Annotated in this window: 17 protein-coding genes; 4 read left to right on the forward strand and 13 right to left on the reverse strand. The window is 39.9% G+C overall.

All coding sequences use genetic code 11. The features are described from left to right. The first annotated feature begins 105 nt into the window (after nucleotides 1-105). Nucleotides 106-1356 (forward strand): GGDEF domain-containing protein, encoded by a 1251-nt coding sequence (locus tag JQC92_RS17005; RefSeq protein ID WP_205000763.1) that lies wholly within the window; start codon nucleotides 106-108, stop codon nucleotides 1354-1356. On the opposite strand, the gene JQC92_RS17010 is transcribed toward JQC92_RS17005, so the two are convergent. The 4 genes from JQC92_RS17010 to JQC92_RS17025 form a co-directional block, all read right to left on the reverse strand. Further along, the gene (locus JQC92_RS17010) at nucleotides 1316-2140 is read right to left on the reverse strand and encodes a M90 family metallopeptidase (RefSeq protein ID WP_205000764.1); all 825 of its coding nucleotides are present in this window, start codon (nucleotides 2138-2140) and stop codon (nucleotides 1316-1318) included. The two genes, JQC92_RS17005 and JQC92_RS17010, sit on opposite strands and share 41 nt — an antisense overlap. Before the next feature lie 79 nt (nucleotides 2141-2219). After that, nucleotides 2220-3344 (reverse strand): hypothetical protein, encoded by a 1125-nt coding sequence (locus JQC92_RS17015; RefSeq protein ID WP_205000765.1) that lies wholly within the window; start codon nucleotides 3342-3344, stop codon nucleotides 2220-2222. A 68-nt stretch (nucleotides 3345-3412) separates the two neighbouring features. Continuing rightward, nucleotides 3413-3817, reverse strand: coding sequence for a hypothetical protein (locus JQC92_RS17020; protein WP_205000766.1), 405 nt, complete (start codon nucleotides 3815-3817; stop codon nucleotides 3413-3415). After that, a complete protein-coding gene (locus tag JQC92_RS17025; protein ID WP_205000767.1) occupies nucleotides 3777-4517 on the reverse strand; it encodes a nucleotide-binding protein in 741 nt (246 codons plus the stop codon). Before JQC92_RS17025 ends, JQC92_RS17020 begins: the two co-directional genes overlap by 41 nt. 169 nt (nucleotides 4518-4686) lie before the next feature. Here JQC92_RS17025 and JQC92_RS17030 point away from each other — a divergent pair, with 169 nt between their 5' ends. Further along, nucleotides 4687-4926, forward strand: coding sequence for a DUF3820 family protein (locus tag JQC92_RS17030; RefSeq protein WP_205000768.1), 240 nt, complete (start codon nucleotides 4687-4689; stop codon nucleotides 4924-4926). A 34-nt stretch (nucleotides 4927-4960) separates the two neighbouring features. After that, nucleotides 4961-5332 carry a ribonuclease E inhibitor RraB gene (locus tag JQC92_RS17035; RefSeq protein ID WP_205000769.1) on the forward strand — a complete coding sequence of 124 codons (372 nt, stop codon included), beginning with the start codon at nucleotides 4961-4963 and terminating at the stop codon, nucleotides 5330-5332. Nucleotides 5333-5354: 22 nt separating this feature from the next. Here the strand turns inward: JQC92_RS17035 and JQC92_RS17040 are convergent, their stop codons facing one another. From JQC92_RS17040 to rlmN, 9 genes are all read right to left on the reverse strand, one after another. Then, nucleotides 5355-6650 (reverse strand): oligosaccharide flippase family protein, encoded by a 1296-nt coding sequence (locus tag JQC92_RS17040; protein ID WP_205000770.1) that lies wholly within the window; start codon nucleotides 6648-6650, stop codon nucleotides 5355-5357. A gap of 239 nt (nucleotides 6651-6889) precedes the next feature. Continuing rightward, a complete protein-coding gene (gene der / locus JQC92_RS17045) occupies nucleotides 6890-8356 on the reverse strand; it encodes a ribosome biogenesis GTPase Der (RefSeq protein WP_129946864.1) in 1467 nt (488 codons plus the stop codon). A 375-nt stretch (nucleotides 8357-8731) separates the two neighbouring features. Beyond that, a complete protein-coding gene (bamB, locus tag JQC92_RS17050) occupies nucleotides 8732-9910 on the reverse strand; it encodes an outer membrane protein assembly factor BamB (protein WP_205000771.1) in 1179 nt (392 codons plus the stop codon). 10 nt (nucleotides 9911-9920) lie between these two features. Then, nucleotides 9921-10541, reverse strand: coding sequence for a YfgM family protein (locus JQC92_RS17055; protein WP_129946866.1), 621 nt, complete (start codon nucleotides 10539-10541; stop codon nucleotides 9921-9923). 14 nt (nucleotides 10542-10555) lie between these two features. After that, complete coding sequence (hisS, locus tag JQC92_RS17060) at nucleotides 10556-11830, reverse strand: histidine--tRNA ligase (RefSeq protein ID WP_205000772.1); 1275 nt, start codon at nucleotides 11828-11830, stop codon at nucleotides 10556-10558. Nucleotides 11831-11915: 85 nt separating this feature from the next. Beyond that, on the reverse strand, nucleotides 11916-13031 hold the full coding sequence (gene ispG / locus JQC92_RS17065) for a flavodoxin-dependent (E)-4-hydroxy-3-methylbut-2-enyl-diphosphate synthase (RefSeq protein ID WP_205000773.1): 1116 nt from the start codon (nucleotides 13029-13031) through the stop codon (nucleotides 11916-11918). Between the two features lie 67 nt (nucleotides 13032-13098). After that, entirely contained in the window at nucleotides 13099-14109 is a 1011-nt protein-coding gene (locus JQC92_RS17070) for a RodZ domain-containing protein (protein WP_205000774.1), read from the reverse strand. Next, on the reverse strand, nucleotides 14109-14894 hold the full coding sequence (gene pilW, locus JQC92_RS17075; RefSeq protein WP_129946870.1) for a type IV pilus biogenesis/stability protein PilW: 786 nt from the start codon (nucleotides 14892-14894) through the stop codon (nucleotides 14109-14111). Before pilW ends, JQC92_RS17070 begins: the two co-directional genes overlap by 1 nt. Nucleotides 14895-14931: 37 nt before the next feature. Further along, nucleotides 14932-16053: a dual-specificity RNA methyltransferase RlmN gene (rlmN, locus tag JQC92_RS17080; RefSeq protein WP_205000775.1), complete on the reverse strand. Its 1122-nt coding sequence runs from the start codon at nucleotides 16051-16053 to the stop codon at nucleotides 14932-14934. Nucleotides 16054-16257: 204 nt separating this feature from the next. Between rlmN and JQC92_RS17085 the strand changes: the two genes are divergently transcribed. Further along, nucleotides 16258-16887: a hypothetical protein gene (locus JQC92_RS17085; protein WP_205000776.1), complete on the forward strand. Its 630-nt coding sequence runs from the start codon at nucleotides 16258-16260 to the stop codon at nucleotides 16885-16887. The last annotated feature ends 30 nt before the right edge of the window (nucleotides 16888-16917 follow it).

Consider the following 16917-nt stretch of genomic DNA (forward strand, 5'->3'; position numbering starts at 1 on the left):
TGTTTTGTTCAGAATCGCCATTTTATTTTGATAGTTGTCGTGGTTGACTTATTATCTCAAAAATAAAGCTTTTCTCCTCAGATTTTTCTTCTTAATTTGTTACCCATGTTTGATGGGTTCCAAGAATTAGCATCAGAAACTCTCGCTCTATGTAAAAAAGCAAAAGAAGACTTTGGAACCTCGTTAATCTATAGAACATTAGGGGAAATCTATATTGAAGAAAGCTCGTTTTTGGAGGCGGAAGTAGCTATCTTACAGTCACTTGATTATCTAAAGACACTGAACGTCCCTAGTATCATTGCAAGTAATCACTATCTTTTATCAAAAATATATTTTGCACAAAAGAAGTTCGTTAAAGCAAAAGATTTCGCTATGAATGTCACGAACATTGCAGACGATAGCCAAATTCATAATGCTAAAAAAGGAACATACAAAATTCTCTCAGACCTTCATTACCAAGGCGGTCAATATAAAGAAGCCTTCGAAGCTGCCAAAAAAGCTCAAATATATCAGCAAAAAATTTATGATGATGAAAAAATCAAAACCTTAGCGTATGAAGCTGCGAAATTTGATTTTGAAGAGTTGGAAGATTTTATCCAAAAAAATGAGAATACTGAGTACATTAGTTCTGGGCGCGAGTTACGCCAAATCGATAAAGAAATGGAGCTGCTGTACGATAACAAAATCCTTAAAATTATAATGATTTTGTGTGGGACGACAGTATTTACCTCTGTCTACATGGGGATTTGTAGCTATCGTCGCAATCGATATAACCCGCTGACAGGGCTACTTCGTCATGATGCTGCCTCTAAAATGTCAAAAGACTTATTCCACGATGCAATGTATCGAGCGAACGGTTTTGCCGTACTTGCCGTTGATATTGATAAGCTAAAAGATTTTAATCGGATACTTGGACATGAACATGCTGATTGGGTGATTATCCAGATAGCCAAAGCGATTAAAAAACTGTCTAGGTTTAAGAAAGCCAAAGGGAGTTATAGTGGTAATGGTCGCTTTTATGTTTATTTAGAATTGAATCGAAATAATGATGCAATCGATTTGGCTCAAAGCTTACTAGAAGAAGTTCATAACTGTAATACTTTTGAGACTCGAGAACATTTCAATATGACGGTGAGCATAGGTGTTGCTTGTTTAATGCAAAGAACTCCTGAGATAAATGATGCTGAAGTTAGACGTCAGGCTGATGTTGCCTTGCAAGTAGCGAAAGACGATGGTGGTGATGAGATCATTAAATACCAATCGTCATTTGATGCTGCAGATGAGGAGCACAAAAAGCAAATGCGTTTTGTTCACTTTATTGATCCCAAGTTAATGGTTCGAGGGCGTAGGTTTTAACGAGTTGTTGGTACAGCTGCGGATGTTGTTCACTAAATTCCTGCGGCTGTTCAAAGAATACTTCTGTAATGACCGCAAAGAACTCCGCCGGATTAGTTGCTCCATAGTAATCAAATAAACACGGCAATTGATTTGCGGCACAATACTGCAATTGTTTAAATTCACGGTTTAATATCTGTGACCATTCTTTATAGTCTTCTTGTTTGGGTAAAACCGGAGCACCATTCGCCACACCGGTTTGCTGATCTAATTGATGTGCAAATTCATGAAAAATTAAGTTTGAACCATCCGAGGGGTCGGCGGCGGATGAGAGTGTATCAGGCCAAGAAAGTATAACTTTACCTTGTTCCCAAGATTCTCCTAATAATACACGGCGTTTATGGGATACGATGCCATTATCGTTTTGTTCTGAATCGACATAAAAAGCTGAAGGATAAACTAAAATTTGTTTGAGCTTCGGATAGTAGTCAGTATTTTTATTGAGTAATAATAAGCAGGCCTGTCCAGCGATAGTCACTTTCACATTATCATTGATTCGTTGCCCATCACAGCCAATAAACTCTTTTTCAGCAATAAAAACTTGGATATGCTTTTTAAGCTGCATTTTTAGATGGTCAGGTAATCCACGAAAAAAAGGTAATCTGTGTTTGATTATCTTGCGCCATGAAGTGGGAAAGGGTTGCGCCGTAATTTGTTGACGTTTACGCTGTTTACGCCAATCAATTGAAAGTATCCACCAACAAGCGAATAATCCGATAACGGCGAGCAAGATAATAACTAACATAACTGTCCTTTTGTTTTAGTTAAGTAATATCTTGGGTACGAATGACGATTATTCAAGGTTTGCTTGGGTATGAATTTAATCACCAATCAAATTCACAAGGGTCGAAGTTTGGATCTTGTGAGAGCTTTATTGCTTCATTGATTGAGTAGTGATTTGCTTCAACTTCCCCTATTTCAATGAGCTTTTGCATCCAGTCATGGGTTCGTTTTCTGCTGGTCATCATTTGAAGAGAGGCTAAACCAAACTGTTGGTTTTCAGTAGACATCTTATCTCTTATTTGTGAAATTTCGCTTAATAATTTATCTTCCCCGAGTTTACTATAAGCAACCTCTTGCAGTGCTAGCCCAATATAGGCACTAAGCAATTTCACTTTGCCAGTTGTCATTTGCTTTCCAATGTTTTTGCATTGCGAAATCAATAGATGATTATCTACGTCTGTATTCTTGCAAAATTTCATCAGACTAGTGAAAGACGGTATGACTAATGCGGCACCAAATCCAAAAGCTGCAACATGACGCTTTAAGTCATAATCCATTCCAGCTTGTTCAAGAGCAATATCAAATAGAGCTAAATACTGTCCCCAGTAGTCTTCATAAATGGGGGCTTTTGATGCTTCATTTAGATAGATAAGTGCTAATTTTTCATTATTTTTATGTAACGCACTCATTGCTGCCATTAACCAAATCGCACCGTTTTGTTCTTGAGTGGGAGTCAAAAATGCTTCAGGAACGGAATCGCACTCATCGGGTGTAATTAAACAGGCTGATAATAATGTGTACTTAACCAGCTGGTTATGAGGGTATTCTGAGCTTAATTGTTCAAGCAATATATTCTTATCTTTGGATTCCCGAGTGAGTGCATAGGCTAGCTGGCTCTCAATCGCTGGGTGTAACTTAAATTTGTCACTTATCGCTTCATAATTAGCCTCATCTTCTTCAGAAAAATAATGAGAGAAATCTTTATCACAAGTACGTATCTTTTGTTGTGCAACAGCAGGAGACAGCTTTACTCCGATAGCAGGCTCTAGTCTGGTATTACTCGGTGTGCGATGAGTGGTGGTGTCTTTTGTTTGGTGGGTGACTGCTTTTGTCGTGCTCAGATGTGTTTTCACAAAGCTGTGGTATGTCTGTTCTTTACTAACCCAAACAAGGACAATAATAAAAACAACAGCGCACCCAATCCCTAACATCAATCTGTTTTCCATTAAACTTCCTGTTCATAAAACAATAACGAGTTTAATGAGTTATATCACTTAGTGTGATTAATATTCAATTACCTTGTTTTGTTCCGAGTAAAAAATTGAGCTAAATTTAATGGCGCCTGAGCATTCGCTTCAATTAAAATTCTCAATATGTGTGATTTAGCCAATTGAGTCTCTTGAGCCAGCAGGTTTAATTGCTCAATAGCCTGATAACTTAACGAAAACGTCGCATTTTTATAGCGAGTTTTGTTTTTAATAGTATAAGCCTCAGTGTTTTCATCACTATTAACACGACCAAGCATCACAAACGTTGGCTTACCTGTAGCAAAGTCGATGACATTATCATAATTCGATGCTCGCTGAGTTGGAATGCCTTGAGCATAGAGTGAAGCTTGCTCTATAAACTCTTCAGCATTTACTCTCAGTTTTTTTCGCCTATTGGCGAAGGCTTGTTTTTTGAGATCCTGTAATGCCATAGCTACCTCTTAGTGGATTCGCCTTTTTCTCTTGTAACAGTGTTTGTAACTGTTCAGTGGAATTAACTTCAAACTGCTCAAAGGTGATGTTTCTAATTTCTTGGGCGGCCTTCCCTTCAGGCTCAAGCTCGATAACCGATAGGCCTGATTCTTCGCTGTCATCATAAACATTTCGACTAAACGTTATGGAGTCCAATACATTGATGTCATAAGTGCTACACACTTCTTTTGCCTCTAAAATACGTTTTGCTTGGCTTGGAAGGCTAGGGCATTGAGTAATGACAAATGAGGCTTTCATGTCTGGGTTTATCATCATGCAAGTGCCAACAATATCATCCATATGATTCACCGTTTTTAAATCTCTACGCTTAGGACGAAGCGGCATTAAGACATGACTTGCAACAGACATTGCTGCTCGCATTGCAAGGTTATCTTGTCCACCACAGTCAACGATGATCACATCGTAATGCTGCTCTAAGCTGAGCAAATCGTTGCGGATTTTACCGTACAACTGAACGCAATTGATGGCGGGGAGCTGGTTGTTATTTCTTGCTTGAATCCAATCTGAGGTTGTTCGTTGCGGGTCACAATCCACCATAATGACAGAGGCTTCGCATTCTTTAGTAAAGAAGGCGGCTATGTTTTGTGCCAAACAGCTTTTACCACTGCCGCCTTTTTCTCCACCTACTAATAAAATCATCGTAACTTCCTTGTACTTCACCACACTTCGGATAGTAAAATGTAGACCTTGAAATAACACCTCGCAAAAAATCTATTAAAGATTAATGTTGGTGTTAATCTTTGTGAGAGTATTTTGACGACCTTCATTAATTTGATGGTTTATTGACACATTTTTAGGTTCGGAAGGTATGGATTCGTCTAATCAAGAGTTGTTAGAAGCAATTAATATGAAGATGCCGTTTGGCAAATATGCAGGCAGCCCCTTATTAAAGTTACCTGAACCTTATTTGGTATGGTTTAAACAGAATGGCTTTCCTGATGGAAAATTAGGGGAGCAGTTGGCCTTAATATATGAAGTTAAACGTAATGGATTAGAAAACATTTTAATGCCTCTATTAAATAGAGAATATGCTAAGTCAATTAGCTGATATAATTGCGCCAATTCTATTTTGGAGTAATATTGTGTCGGAAATCTCAGTTGATGTGTTAGAAGCATTTTTCGTAGAAACTCGTGAATTTACAAGTCAGCATAGCGCAAATTTTGACATTGACCAGAAATGTCGTTGGTCGTACTTTTTTGCTGACAGTAGTGAGAAAAAACTAACTGCTTTAGGGAGTCATTTAGAAAGTGAAGGCTATGAACCTATTGGGTTTATTGAAGCTGAAGAAGGCGATGAAAACCCTGAGCTTATTTATTTGAGAGTTGATAGAGAAGAGCTTCACACCGTTGAATCTTTAGATAAGCGCAATCAAGAATTCTATAGCTTGGCTAAAGAGTTCGACGTTGAAACGTATGACGGTATGGATGTTGGACCTTTAGATATTGAAGGTTAGTGCATAGCTAGCCTAGTGGAAACTAGGCTGTTTTGCAGTTAAGACTCCAAGGTAGTATCCCTAAATGCTTATACATATAAGCACCAGTTACTACCACATTGAATATCATGGCGGCACCTGTAGCAATTGCTGTACCTTCAACATCAATAATAGGGATCAGTACTGCATTCAATATGGCATTTAAGAGCACGGACAAAATCATAATGAATGTAACCGTTTGTTCTTTACCTGTGTATTGTAAGAAAATGGTGCTCATTCCAAAAATACAGCTAATTCCATATCCAATTACTAAAATAATCAGCCCTAAGTAAGTATGCTGTGTATCGTGGCCGTATATCTCTAAAATCGGATGAGCAAAGTAAATCAAGATTGCGCAAAGTGGAATAACAATCCATAAAACAATTTTAAAAGATTTACGGTTGATTTGCGCTACATACTGTTTGCCTTTTTTTAGTGCTGGAACGATTAAAGGCGATACAAGCCCAAAGATGGCCAGTTGCATAGTCGCAATAGAGTTTGCCGTGGTTTGAGCTGCTGCGAAGTGACCAACGCTTATTTCACTCGACATATACTCCAGCATATAAATATCAAGTTGCTTGGTCATCGCTTGTAAAACAATAATCATCATCATTGGAAATGAGACAGATAGCCATTTTTTAGGCTCTATAAAATTTTCTACAGGGGTAATTGGCATTAACGCTAATGCTCTGACTTTGTAAAAGCAATATAGAGCAACGATTGCGCTGGACAAAGCCATGATAATTACAGCTTCAAAACTGTTTAAGCTTCCGACAAAGAATAGATAGATTAAACCAAAAATAAGCCTGAGTCCGGGGTTACCTATGCGCCATGGAATGAAGGCTAATTCTAAGCGCTTTGCAACGAGTAAAATCCCACCTAATAAGGAGGCAAAAGCAAAGGTTGGAATAGCCAAAGTAGTTAATAATAGCGGGTGATACTCATTGCTATCTACAAAAGCAAAGTGAAGCTCATGAAATAAAACGACGAGCCCAGCTAATATCAAGGAAACACCAGCGATGATAATGGTATAGAATTTTGTGTAATCCCATACTCCTTCGCAATTCCCTTCTATTTGATCGGGTAAAAATTTAGCAACCGCTTTACCTCCTCCCATTAATGCGACCATAGAGCCGAGACTTAAAAATGCCTCAGCAACTTTGTAGTCACCATAGCCCACAGGCCCGAGTACTCGAGAGAAAGTTACATTGAAAATATAGGCTGTAATGAATCCACCAATAAAGGTGAGAAACACAATAGCACTGCCTTTAGTGAAGTAGCTATCCTGCTGTTCAGTCATTGCTCTTTTTTAACTTATTATGATTTTGCCGACTCAATGTTTAGTGGCTCACCCAAAGAAAATCAAAAATCATTACTACATTAAAAATAGCACAAGCTGAAAATTTATAAGCTTATACACTTATATTAATTAAATGCACAGTTCAGAGCTATGTATGTGCTTAAAGAACAAACCGAATTGATGTAATTGGTATTAAAAAAGAAAAGAGGCCGATTGGCCTCTTTTTGTAATAAATGCGGTTACTTTTTACGACCTTGAATATGACTCATTGCACGCTTTCTTCTGCGTTCTTGGCTCAGAGTTAATTTCTCTTTTTTGCCTTCAAACGGGTTAGAACTTTCATGGAAACGCAATTGAATTGGTGTACCCACAATCTGAAGTGAACGGCGGAAGTAGTTCATCATATAACGCTTGTATGAATCTGGTAACTTATTCACTTGGTTACCATGAACAACAACGATAGGCGGGTTGTATCCACCCGCATGAGCGTATTTAAGCTTAACGCGGCGACCATTCACCATTGGCGGTTGATGATCATCTTGTGACATTTGCATAATACGAGTGAGTTTTGAAGTTGTAACACGACGAGTTGCACTGTCATAGGCTTCTTCAACTGACTCAAAAATATGACCAACGCCTGTACCATGAAGTGCAGAGATAAAGTGGATACGTGCAAAATCGATAAAGCCTAAGCGCCTATCTAATTCACGTTTTATCCATTCTCTGGCATCGTTATCCATGCCATCCCACTTGTTGACGGCGATAACTAATGCTTTACCTGCGTTGAGTACGAAACCCAATAATCCAAGATCTTGCTCACTGATCCCTTCACGCGCATCGATGACCAGCAACACAACGTTGGCGTCTTCAACCGCTTTTAAGGTTTTAATGACAGAGAACTTTTCGACAGCAAGGTTTACTTTAGTGCGACGACGTACACCAGCAGTATCAATGATGATGTATTCACGACCATCACGCTCCATAGGAATATAAATACTGTCACGGGTTGTGCCTGGCTCATCATAGACTACAACACGGTCTTCGCCGAGAACTCGGTTAGTAAGTGTTGACTTACCAACGTTAGGTTTACCAATAATAGCCATTTTAATCGGCAATTCTTGTAAGCGCTTTTGCTCTTCTTCAGCTTCTTCTTCTGTATATTCACGAATTTTTTCAGGATCTTGAAGCTCTTTATCACGCTCAATACCCATAGCTTCAGCGTAAGGTGCTAAAGCTTCGTCAATCATACTTGTAACGCCACGGCCTTGGGCTGCTGCCATTTGGTATACATTACCAATGCCTAGCCCCCAAAATTCAGCACAAGCTGAGTCAGCATCAACACCATCAACTTTATTGGCTACTAAGAAAGTCGTTTTGTCTCTAGAGCGTAAGTGTTTAGCTAATGCTTCGTCTGCTGCTGTAAGGCCTGAACGGGCATCAACCATAAATAACACAACATCAGCTTCTTCAATCGCAGCTAATGATTGCTCAGCCATTTTAGTTTCAATGCCTTCTTCAGTACCGTCGATACCACCAGTATCAACAACGATGAATTCGTATCCAGCAAGAAACGCTCGGCCGTATTTACGGTCACGAGTTAAACCTGGGAAGTCCGCAACAAGAGCATCTCTTGTGCGAGTTAGACGGTTAAATAAAGTCGATTTACCGACGTTAGGACGACCAACAAGCGCCACTACTGGAATCATGAATATTGCCTCTACTACAACTAAAAGTTTCTAAAAATACTAGGGCGTATTGATCTTTCAGGATCTAATTTTGTGCTATTTGAGCGTTTATCTGTTCAAGGCGTGAGCAGTGAAGCTTAGCCATCTAAGTTAGCTGGTCACAACACAGAACAGTAAATGCTCAAAAGCATCGAAGACAGCGTAAATTGGTTATTTCTTCTGCGTTATAGCTTGCTTATTTGGAATAACCAAACCGCACAAGCTCTGCCTTGCATAAAACAACCAATTTATCGCTGCAAAAATTATCACGAAAGGTCAACACGCCCTAAGCTCAGAAACGAAATAAAGCCCAAGTGCATTCACACTTAAGGCTTTACTTAAAAATCAATATACTTCTTACGGAAGTACTACTTCAGCTAGTTTGCCACTACGAGTTTGAACTAGCAACTTATCGCCAACCACAACTGGTTGAACGTATAAGCCTGAACTATCTATTTGTACACGACCTTCAATCACACCTGTTGAGCGATTGATAAAGTGTAAGTAACCTTCAAAGTCACCAACTACTATATATTGACCAAACACAGCTGGAGAGGTGAGTGAGCGAGTTGATAGTTCTGAGTTGCTCCATTGCTCTAGACCATTGCGTTTATCAATTGAATAAATACGGCTAGAGTCATCAACAACAAATAAGCTTAATCCTGCTCTAGCTAACTCATGAAAGCTCGAATATTTACGTGACCAAACGACTCGACCACTACGAGGCTCTAGAGATACAAGGTTACCATGGTAATTAATGGCATAAATATTTTCACCAGAAATTAATGGTGTCATGTCAACATCAGCTAAACGGCTAAACTCGTTACCACCTTGAGGTTTAGAGATTGGTACTTCCCATGCAACTTGGCCATTTTGCTGTACAATAACTTGTACTTTTCCGTCAGCTGTGCCGACGAAAAAACCGCCGCCTTCAAAGGCTGGAGAGCTATTCCCACGGAGCGTTAATGGTGGAAGGGCGTTGCTATGTGTCCATAGTTTTTTACCATCATCAACATTGTAGGCTTCAACCATGCCGTTGCCCGTATTAACAACGACAGCATCTTCACCAACGGTTGGCTTTGAAAGTAACTCACCATCGGTTTCTGCATACCAAACTACTTTGCCGTCATTAGCATTAAGAGCAACTAACACACCAGCTTCACCGCCAACAAATACCTTATTACGAGCGACAGTTATGCCCGAAGCCATACGGAATTGTTTGTTTATTCCTGCGTCTTTAATTACGGTTTCAAGATCTTGACTCCACAGCTTGTCGTGGGTTTTTTCATCAAATGCAACCAGTTCACCGTTACGGGAACCTGCAAAAATTTTGCCGTAATTTACTGTTGGTTGTAGGCGTGAGTAAAAATCACCAACACCATCACCAACGCTAGTACTCCAATCTATCGATGGAGAGACTGTTTCTGTAATTTCAGGTAGGGGTTTTATTATTTCTTCATCATCGGTCGATGAGCAAGCCGATAAAAACGCAATACTTAAACCCGCCGCAAGAAGATTTTTACACCAAGACTTCATGCTAACTCCTTTATGCTTGAGTTAAGTTATCTAGCTTCATTTTTAAAACCGGATTAGCCGCATTTTCACCACTTCCCATCGCCGCTTCATAAGCATCCTTAGCTTGAGCTAAGTCACCCTGGCGAACGAATAAGTCACCTTTTAATTCATCACGCTGTGCTGCAAATGAATCGCTTGTGACTTGTGAAAGTGTGGTTAGGGCTTCACTGGTTTTTCCAAGCTCAGCTTGAACACGAGCAAGACGCATCGTTGCGACTTCTTCAAGACCCTGACCAGGCTTTTCAGTTAATACAGCTTTTAAGGCTGTTTCTGCTTTTTCAAGATCATTGGCATCAATGGCTGCTTTAGCTAAAGTCAGCTGAAGCATAGCTTGATAACCTTTCTGATCATGATCTTTATCGAACTTTGCAATATCACCGGCCAATGTAGCTGGATCAGTTTTATTTACCATTGCTGCTGAATAAGCATCAGAAGCATTTTCTGCTAGACCTGATTTATGATCAGAATAAAAGTTCCAACCATATAAACCACCTAGGCCGACTACAGCACCAATAATGATAGGAGTACCGTATTCACTCCAAAATCGTTTGATAGCCTCAACTTGTTGTTCTTCTGAGCTATATATTTCCACGCAAAGGCCCCTTGTTAAATCCGTTCGTCAAGAAATGCTGCTAATTCATCTTTAGCAACAAGTTGTTGTTCTGTATTACCACGAAGATCTTTCACTGCAACTTCATTGTTTTCAAGTTCAGTTTCTCCGATGACTAGCGCAAACTGAGCGCCACTTTTGTCGGCTCGCTTCATTTGTTTTTTAAAGTTACCGCCGCCGCAATGGCTCATTACTCTAAGGCTTGGTAGTGATTCACGCAAGTCTTCTGCAATGTTAACTGCTTGAATTTGTGTACCTGTTCCCATTGCTGTTATGTAAACATCAACTGCAGGTGCAACATCGCCAGCGAGCTCTAGCTCTTGCAACAACAGGATAATACGCTCCATTCCCATTGCAAAACCAACCGCTGGACTTTGTTTGCCGCCGAGTTGTGATACTAAACCATCATAACGGCCACCTGCTAGAACAGTACCTTGAGCACCTAAACTAGAAGTAACCCACTCAAAAACGGTGCGGTTATAATAGTCTAAACCTCTAACTAGTCTCGGGTTAACGATGTATTGGATGCCAGCAGCGTCTAAGAGTTCACATAAATGTGAAAAATGTGTCTTACTTTCTTCACCTAAGTAATCCATTAGCTCAGGAGCGTTAACTAATATGGCTTGAATGTCTGGGTTCTTAGTATCTAATACACGCAGAGGGTTAGAGTACATACGACGTTTAGCGTCTTCATCTAAAACGTCTTCATGTTTTTCTAAAAATGCGATCAGAGCTTGACGATAGGTTTCACGTTCTTCACTGTCGCCTAGGGTGTTAATTTCAAGCTTAACATGCTCTTGAATACCCAGCTTATGCCATAGGCGGTTCGATAGCATCAGTACTTCTGCATCAGCATCTGCGCTACCAATGCCATACACTTCAACCCCAAACTGATGGAATTGACGGTAACGACCTTTCTGCGGGCGTTCATGGCGGAACATTGGTCCCATGTACCACAAACGTTGCTCTTGATTATACAGTAAGCCATGTTCGTTACCTGCGCGAACAGTAGAAGCCGTACCTTCTGGACGAAGCGTTAGGCTATCACCGTTATTGTCTTGAAAAGTATACATTTCCTTTTCAACAATATCTGTTACTTCGCCAATGGAGCGCTTAAACAGATCTGTGCTTTCAACGATTGGCGTTCTGATCTCACTGTAGCCGTAAGCATGTACAGATGCTCTTAATACTGCTTCCAGTTTTTGCCAGAGAGGACTTTGTGCAGGCACGATATCGTTCATGCCTCGAATAGCTTGGATCTGTTTTGCCACTTTTGAACTCAATTCTATATATTAAAATAAAAAACGCCCAGCATTATAGGCGTTTCTTTGTCGTTGGTGCAATTAATCCGAGTGATTAATCAGCCTTTTCTTGAACATCAATGCGGTTAGCAAGCATTGCTGCTTTCGCTCGAATTTTTGCTTCGAGCTTGTCGACTAAGTCATTATTGTCGAGACGCTCTTTCTGACGAACGCCATCCTCGTAGTAACCACTCTTACGATTGCTACCAGCAAGACCTAAATCTGAAACCAGAGCTTCACCCGGACCATTTACCACGCAACCGATGATTGACACATCCATTGGCGTTAATATGTCTTCGACGCGTTGTTCTAGAGCGTTAACTGTACTGATAACATCAAACTCCTGACGAGAGCATGAAGGGCAAGCAATAAAGTTAATGCCACGGCTACGAATACGTAATGATTTTAAGATATCAAATCCGACTTTGATTTCTTCAACCGGGTCAGCAGCTAACGAAATACGTAAAGTGTCACCGATACCTTCGGCAAGTAACATTCCCAAGCCAATTGCTGATTTGACAGAGCCTGTTCTCATTCCGCCAGCCTCAGTGATACCAAGGTGAAGTGGCTGATCAATTTTCTTAGCGAGTAAACGATAAGATTCAACGGCAAGAAAAACATCAGAAGCTTTTACACTGATCTTAAACTGATCAAAGTTAAGACGGTCAAGGTAATCTACGTGACGCATTGCTGATTCAACCAGCGCTTCAGGTGTAGGCTCTTTATATTTGTCCATGAGATCTTTTTCTAATGAACCGCCATTAACACCGATGCGAATTGGGATGTTTTTATCTCGAGCGCAATCAACAACACTTCTTACGCGTTCTTCATTACCAATGTTTCCAGGGTTGATGCGTAAACAATCAACACCGTGTTCAGCAACACGGAGTGCAATACGATAGTCGAAGTGAATGTCAGCAACCAAAGGAACTTCAGTTTGTTTTTTAATTTCTTTGAAAGCTTCGGCTGCGTCCATTGTGGGGATTGATACGCGCACAATATCCGCACCGACGTTCTCTAAGGCTTTAATTTGTGCAACCGTAGCCTCAACATCTGTAGTGTTGGTATTGGTCATTGATTGAACGCTGATCGGTGCTCCATCACCAACAGGCACTTTACCTACATAAATACGTGTCGATTTACGCCTTTTGATGGGGTTTTCGCTATACATAAATATTTCTCCGTACTGCGTCGTTGCTACTCACACACTGATCAACAACTTACTGAAGTATTAGTTTTCATTGCCCTAAGGGTAGCGTTAAACGGGCTACTCTGCTTTTCGGCAAATATGACAGGTCAACTTTTTGATTATTGAGTGTTAACTGGACGGCTTGAGGTGCACCAAACACAGCATTAAATGGCGCTTTACCTGAAACTATCTTGTTATATCCAGCTTTTTTCTCACCTAAGATAAGTACCTTACCTGTAGCATCTTCTAATTTTATCCAACAACTTTCAGTTAATTGTAAATTAATTTCTGTTAATGCTGCGGTCACTTTAGTTTCAGTATTTGAATTTTCAACCGAATTAGTTGTTGGTTGAGTTAATGCTGCGGCCGGAGCGTCGTCTATTTTTTGCGTTGGAGATGATTGCTGTTCTGGCGTCGACTTATCAGTATTTGCGGATGTAGTTTGCGGTTCAAGCTCTTGAGGCTGTTTTGGTGACAGTGCCACATCTGTTGCAAACTCAGAATGATTAGCCTCTTGTTCTGCATCTGTTTTTACATTAGCCGTGTCAACCGAAGTGTGTGGTGTTGTTTCAGTTAAACGTTGTTCTTCAAGCGTTGGCTTAGACAAATCTGTCAATTCACTGAAAAAAGAAGATTTCTGAGCCCACCAGAAACCAAACATACCAATTAAAACGATAACGATGATGTAGGTAATCCAAGTCAGACGGTTATCAGCCGCTTCACGTGTTGTTTTTCTAGAAAAGCTTTGCATAGTAGGAGACTTTTCAAGACCCAGTTGTGCATCTATACATTCTTGAATCAAAAATGGGTCAGCAGCCACTAAGCGGGCGTAGTTTTTAATGTAGCCCTTTGCGTATGTAGTAGAAGCAGTATTACTAAAATCATCCGCTTCAATTTCTTCAATTAGAGTGATACGTAGGTTAAGTGCTTTTGCTACGTCTTCTTTTTTGAGCCCTTTTTCATTACGTGCTTTTTGAAGTAATGAGCCAATAGTGTGCTCTGGCTTAGACTCTATCTTTGGTGCCTCTTGTTCAGGCGAATCATTATTTAAATCAGTCATTAGTGCATACTTGCTTTATATTGCTTAGCCTGTGAAGACTTAGGAAACTTTGCTAACAGCGTTAGACCATATTGCTTTTCTAACGCACGGTCGTTCATTTTCTTTGCGATATCGATGCCGAGTAACAAGCTTTCTGGAGATTGAAAGGCAATTTTATGATATCGAGATAGCCATTCATTAGCGTCTTTGTATTGATGTAACTTAAGCTTTATTTTAGTAATTGCAATAATTGATGTTGTTCTTCTTGGTGCATAGTTCAGTGCCATTTCATAGTATTTAATGGCTTTTTCATACTCTTTTGCTTCTTCACTACACAATCCAAGGTTTTCATAACTGGAAGCCACTCTGGTGTATTTAGGTTGTTCTATGGCAGCAAGGAACATTTTTTCTGAGCGTTTATAGTCTTTTTGTTCGCAGAGGAAAACACCAAAATTATTATAGGCATCTCCTGTTGCTGTTCGGCTATGAATTGCCCGTTCGTAGGCTTTTTCAGCTCTTTTTACATCATCAACTTTTTGATAATAATAAGCCATGGATAAATGAACTTCCTCGAGGTGAGGTGCATACTCCATGGCTTGTTCTAAATTGTATTTAGCTTGATCACTGTTGCCTCTTTGCAGATAGGTCAATCCTAGTTGCATCCTATCTCGAGCGGCAGCTTCTTTATTAATTTCTTGCTCTGCGACAGGGATACCAGTGCCTTGATAAGTTCTCTCGGTAACGCATCCCGCTGTTATCAATACTAGCGAGCTAACTAAGCTAGCCTTTAAGATTCCATGTCGCATTGAAACTCCTATCCTAATGAGCTAAATATTATGTTTATCAGCCCATTGTGACGGAAATTTCTTTTTGTTGCATTTGTTTTTTTGCTAAACGTTTTGTTCTGTCTCTGATATCACCAGCGAGCTGACCACATGCGGCATCAATATCATCCCCGCGGGTTTTACGAACAATTACAGTCAAGCCATATCCCATCAATACTTTTGAAAATCTATCGATTCGAGAGTTCGATGATTTACCATACGGAGAACCTGGATATGGGTTGAACGGGATCAGGTTTATTTTACACGGAGTATCTTTTAACAGCTTTGCTAAGGCGTGTGCTTGATCAGTACTATCATTAATGTGGTCTAGCATTACATATTCAATCGTCACTTTGCCTCTATTGGCATTGGACTTTGCAATATAGCGACTGATTCCGGCTAAGAATTCTTGCAATGGATATTTTTTGTTTACTGGCACTAAATCATCACGTAATTCATCATCTGGAGCATGAATACTTACCGCCAACGCAACATCTAATTCTTCGCCCATCTTATCTAATGCTGGAACAACGCCTGATGTTGAAACCGTAACGCGGCGTTTTGACAAGCTAAAACCAAAGTCATCTAACATGACTTTGATTGCAGGGATCACGTTCGCCAAATTTAATAATGGTTCGCCCATACCCATCATTACCACGTTTGTGATTGGACGCTCACCAGTATCTTTTTGAAAACCGATATAGTCAGCAACACGCCAGATTTGGCCAATGATTTCAGCTACGCTTAAATTTCGGTTAAAACCTTGTTGAGCGGTAGAGCAAAACGTGCAAGCCAGTGCACAACCAACTTGTGAACTTACGCATAATGTGGCTCGATCGTCTTCTGGAATATACACCGTTTCAACTTCTTGCCCATCACCCACATTAATGGCGAATTTAATTGTGCCATCTGCTGATTTTTGTAAGCTTGATATCTCTGGTGCAACGATTTCACACCGTGCTGCTAATTTAGCTTTTAGCTTTTTATTGATGTTGGACATTTCATCAAAATCAGAGACCCCAAAGTGATAGATCCATTTCATTAATTGATCTGCACGAAATGGCTTTTCACCGAGTTCGGTAAACAGCTCTCGCATTGCATTTCTATCGAGATCTAATAAATTGATCTTTTTTTCACTCATTTCGGGTAAACCTCAAACGCTAACAAAAGTTTCAACCGCTTATTTTGCGGGCGGGAGATTATACAGTTTTTAGGCTTTGTAAGCTAGGGGACTCATAATGAAAAGTTGCTGATGCTTACATTAAATAACCTTTACTTTAGTAGCAATAATGACGGCAAGTAATACAATGAAAAATTATTAGTTTAACTTTGCTTAAGGCTTCTAATGCTAGCAGTGAGAGATGCTAATTCAGAAAGAATTACTAAGTGTTTCACAGAAAAAAATCTTCACTTAAATCGTGGTGATGAGTTTACTCTAGTTGTGAAGACTAACCCTAAACGAAAGGGGCTTTCTAGCAGTTATAAAACTTATCAGTACAAAATTAAAGGTAATCAAAACAATTGGTGGATTAGGCGGAGTGGCTTCTGGGGAACACTTAGCTCTTACTTTGGTTCAGCACGACAAGATTGTTTGTTTCTCTCTCAGAAAATGAATGAATTACAACAGCAAGGAAAACTAAGCGATATAGGTACATCCCCTAAAGAGCTCAAGCTTTATAGCGTTGCAGGAAATGGTACTTGTTTATTTAGGACACTCGTAGCTTTCCATACTAAAAACTCAGCGTGGTTTACACAAATGTCTCAAGCCCAGTTAAAAGGGTTTGTTTGTAAAACAGAGTACAAAAAGAAAGTTTGTACTGCGATAACGTGCGCCATTCATTCTAGTCTTGAAATGAGTGGAACAGATTTGTCTGAAAATTTGGGCTCTTCGTCGTTTCATGTGGATTTGAGTAGATCTGATACAGGGCTAGCAATCATAAAGATCATGGTTATAAATGTTCCTGTATTACGGTAGCCTCTGGCTCGTGCTCTGGCCGCTTGAAAT

This window comes from Parashewanella hymeniacidonis (genome assembly GCF_016900895.1).
Lineage (GTDB): Bacteria > Pseudomonadota > Gammaproteobacteria > Enterobacterales > Shewanellaceae > Parashewanella > Parashewanella hymeniacidonis.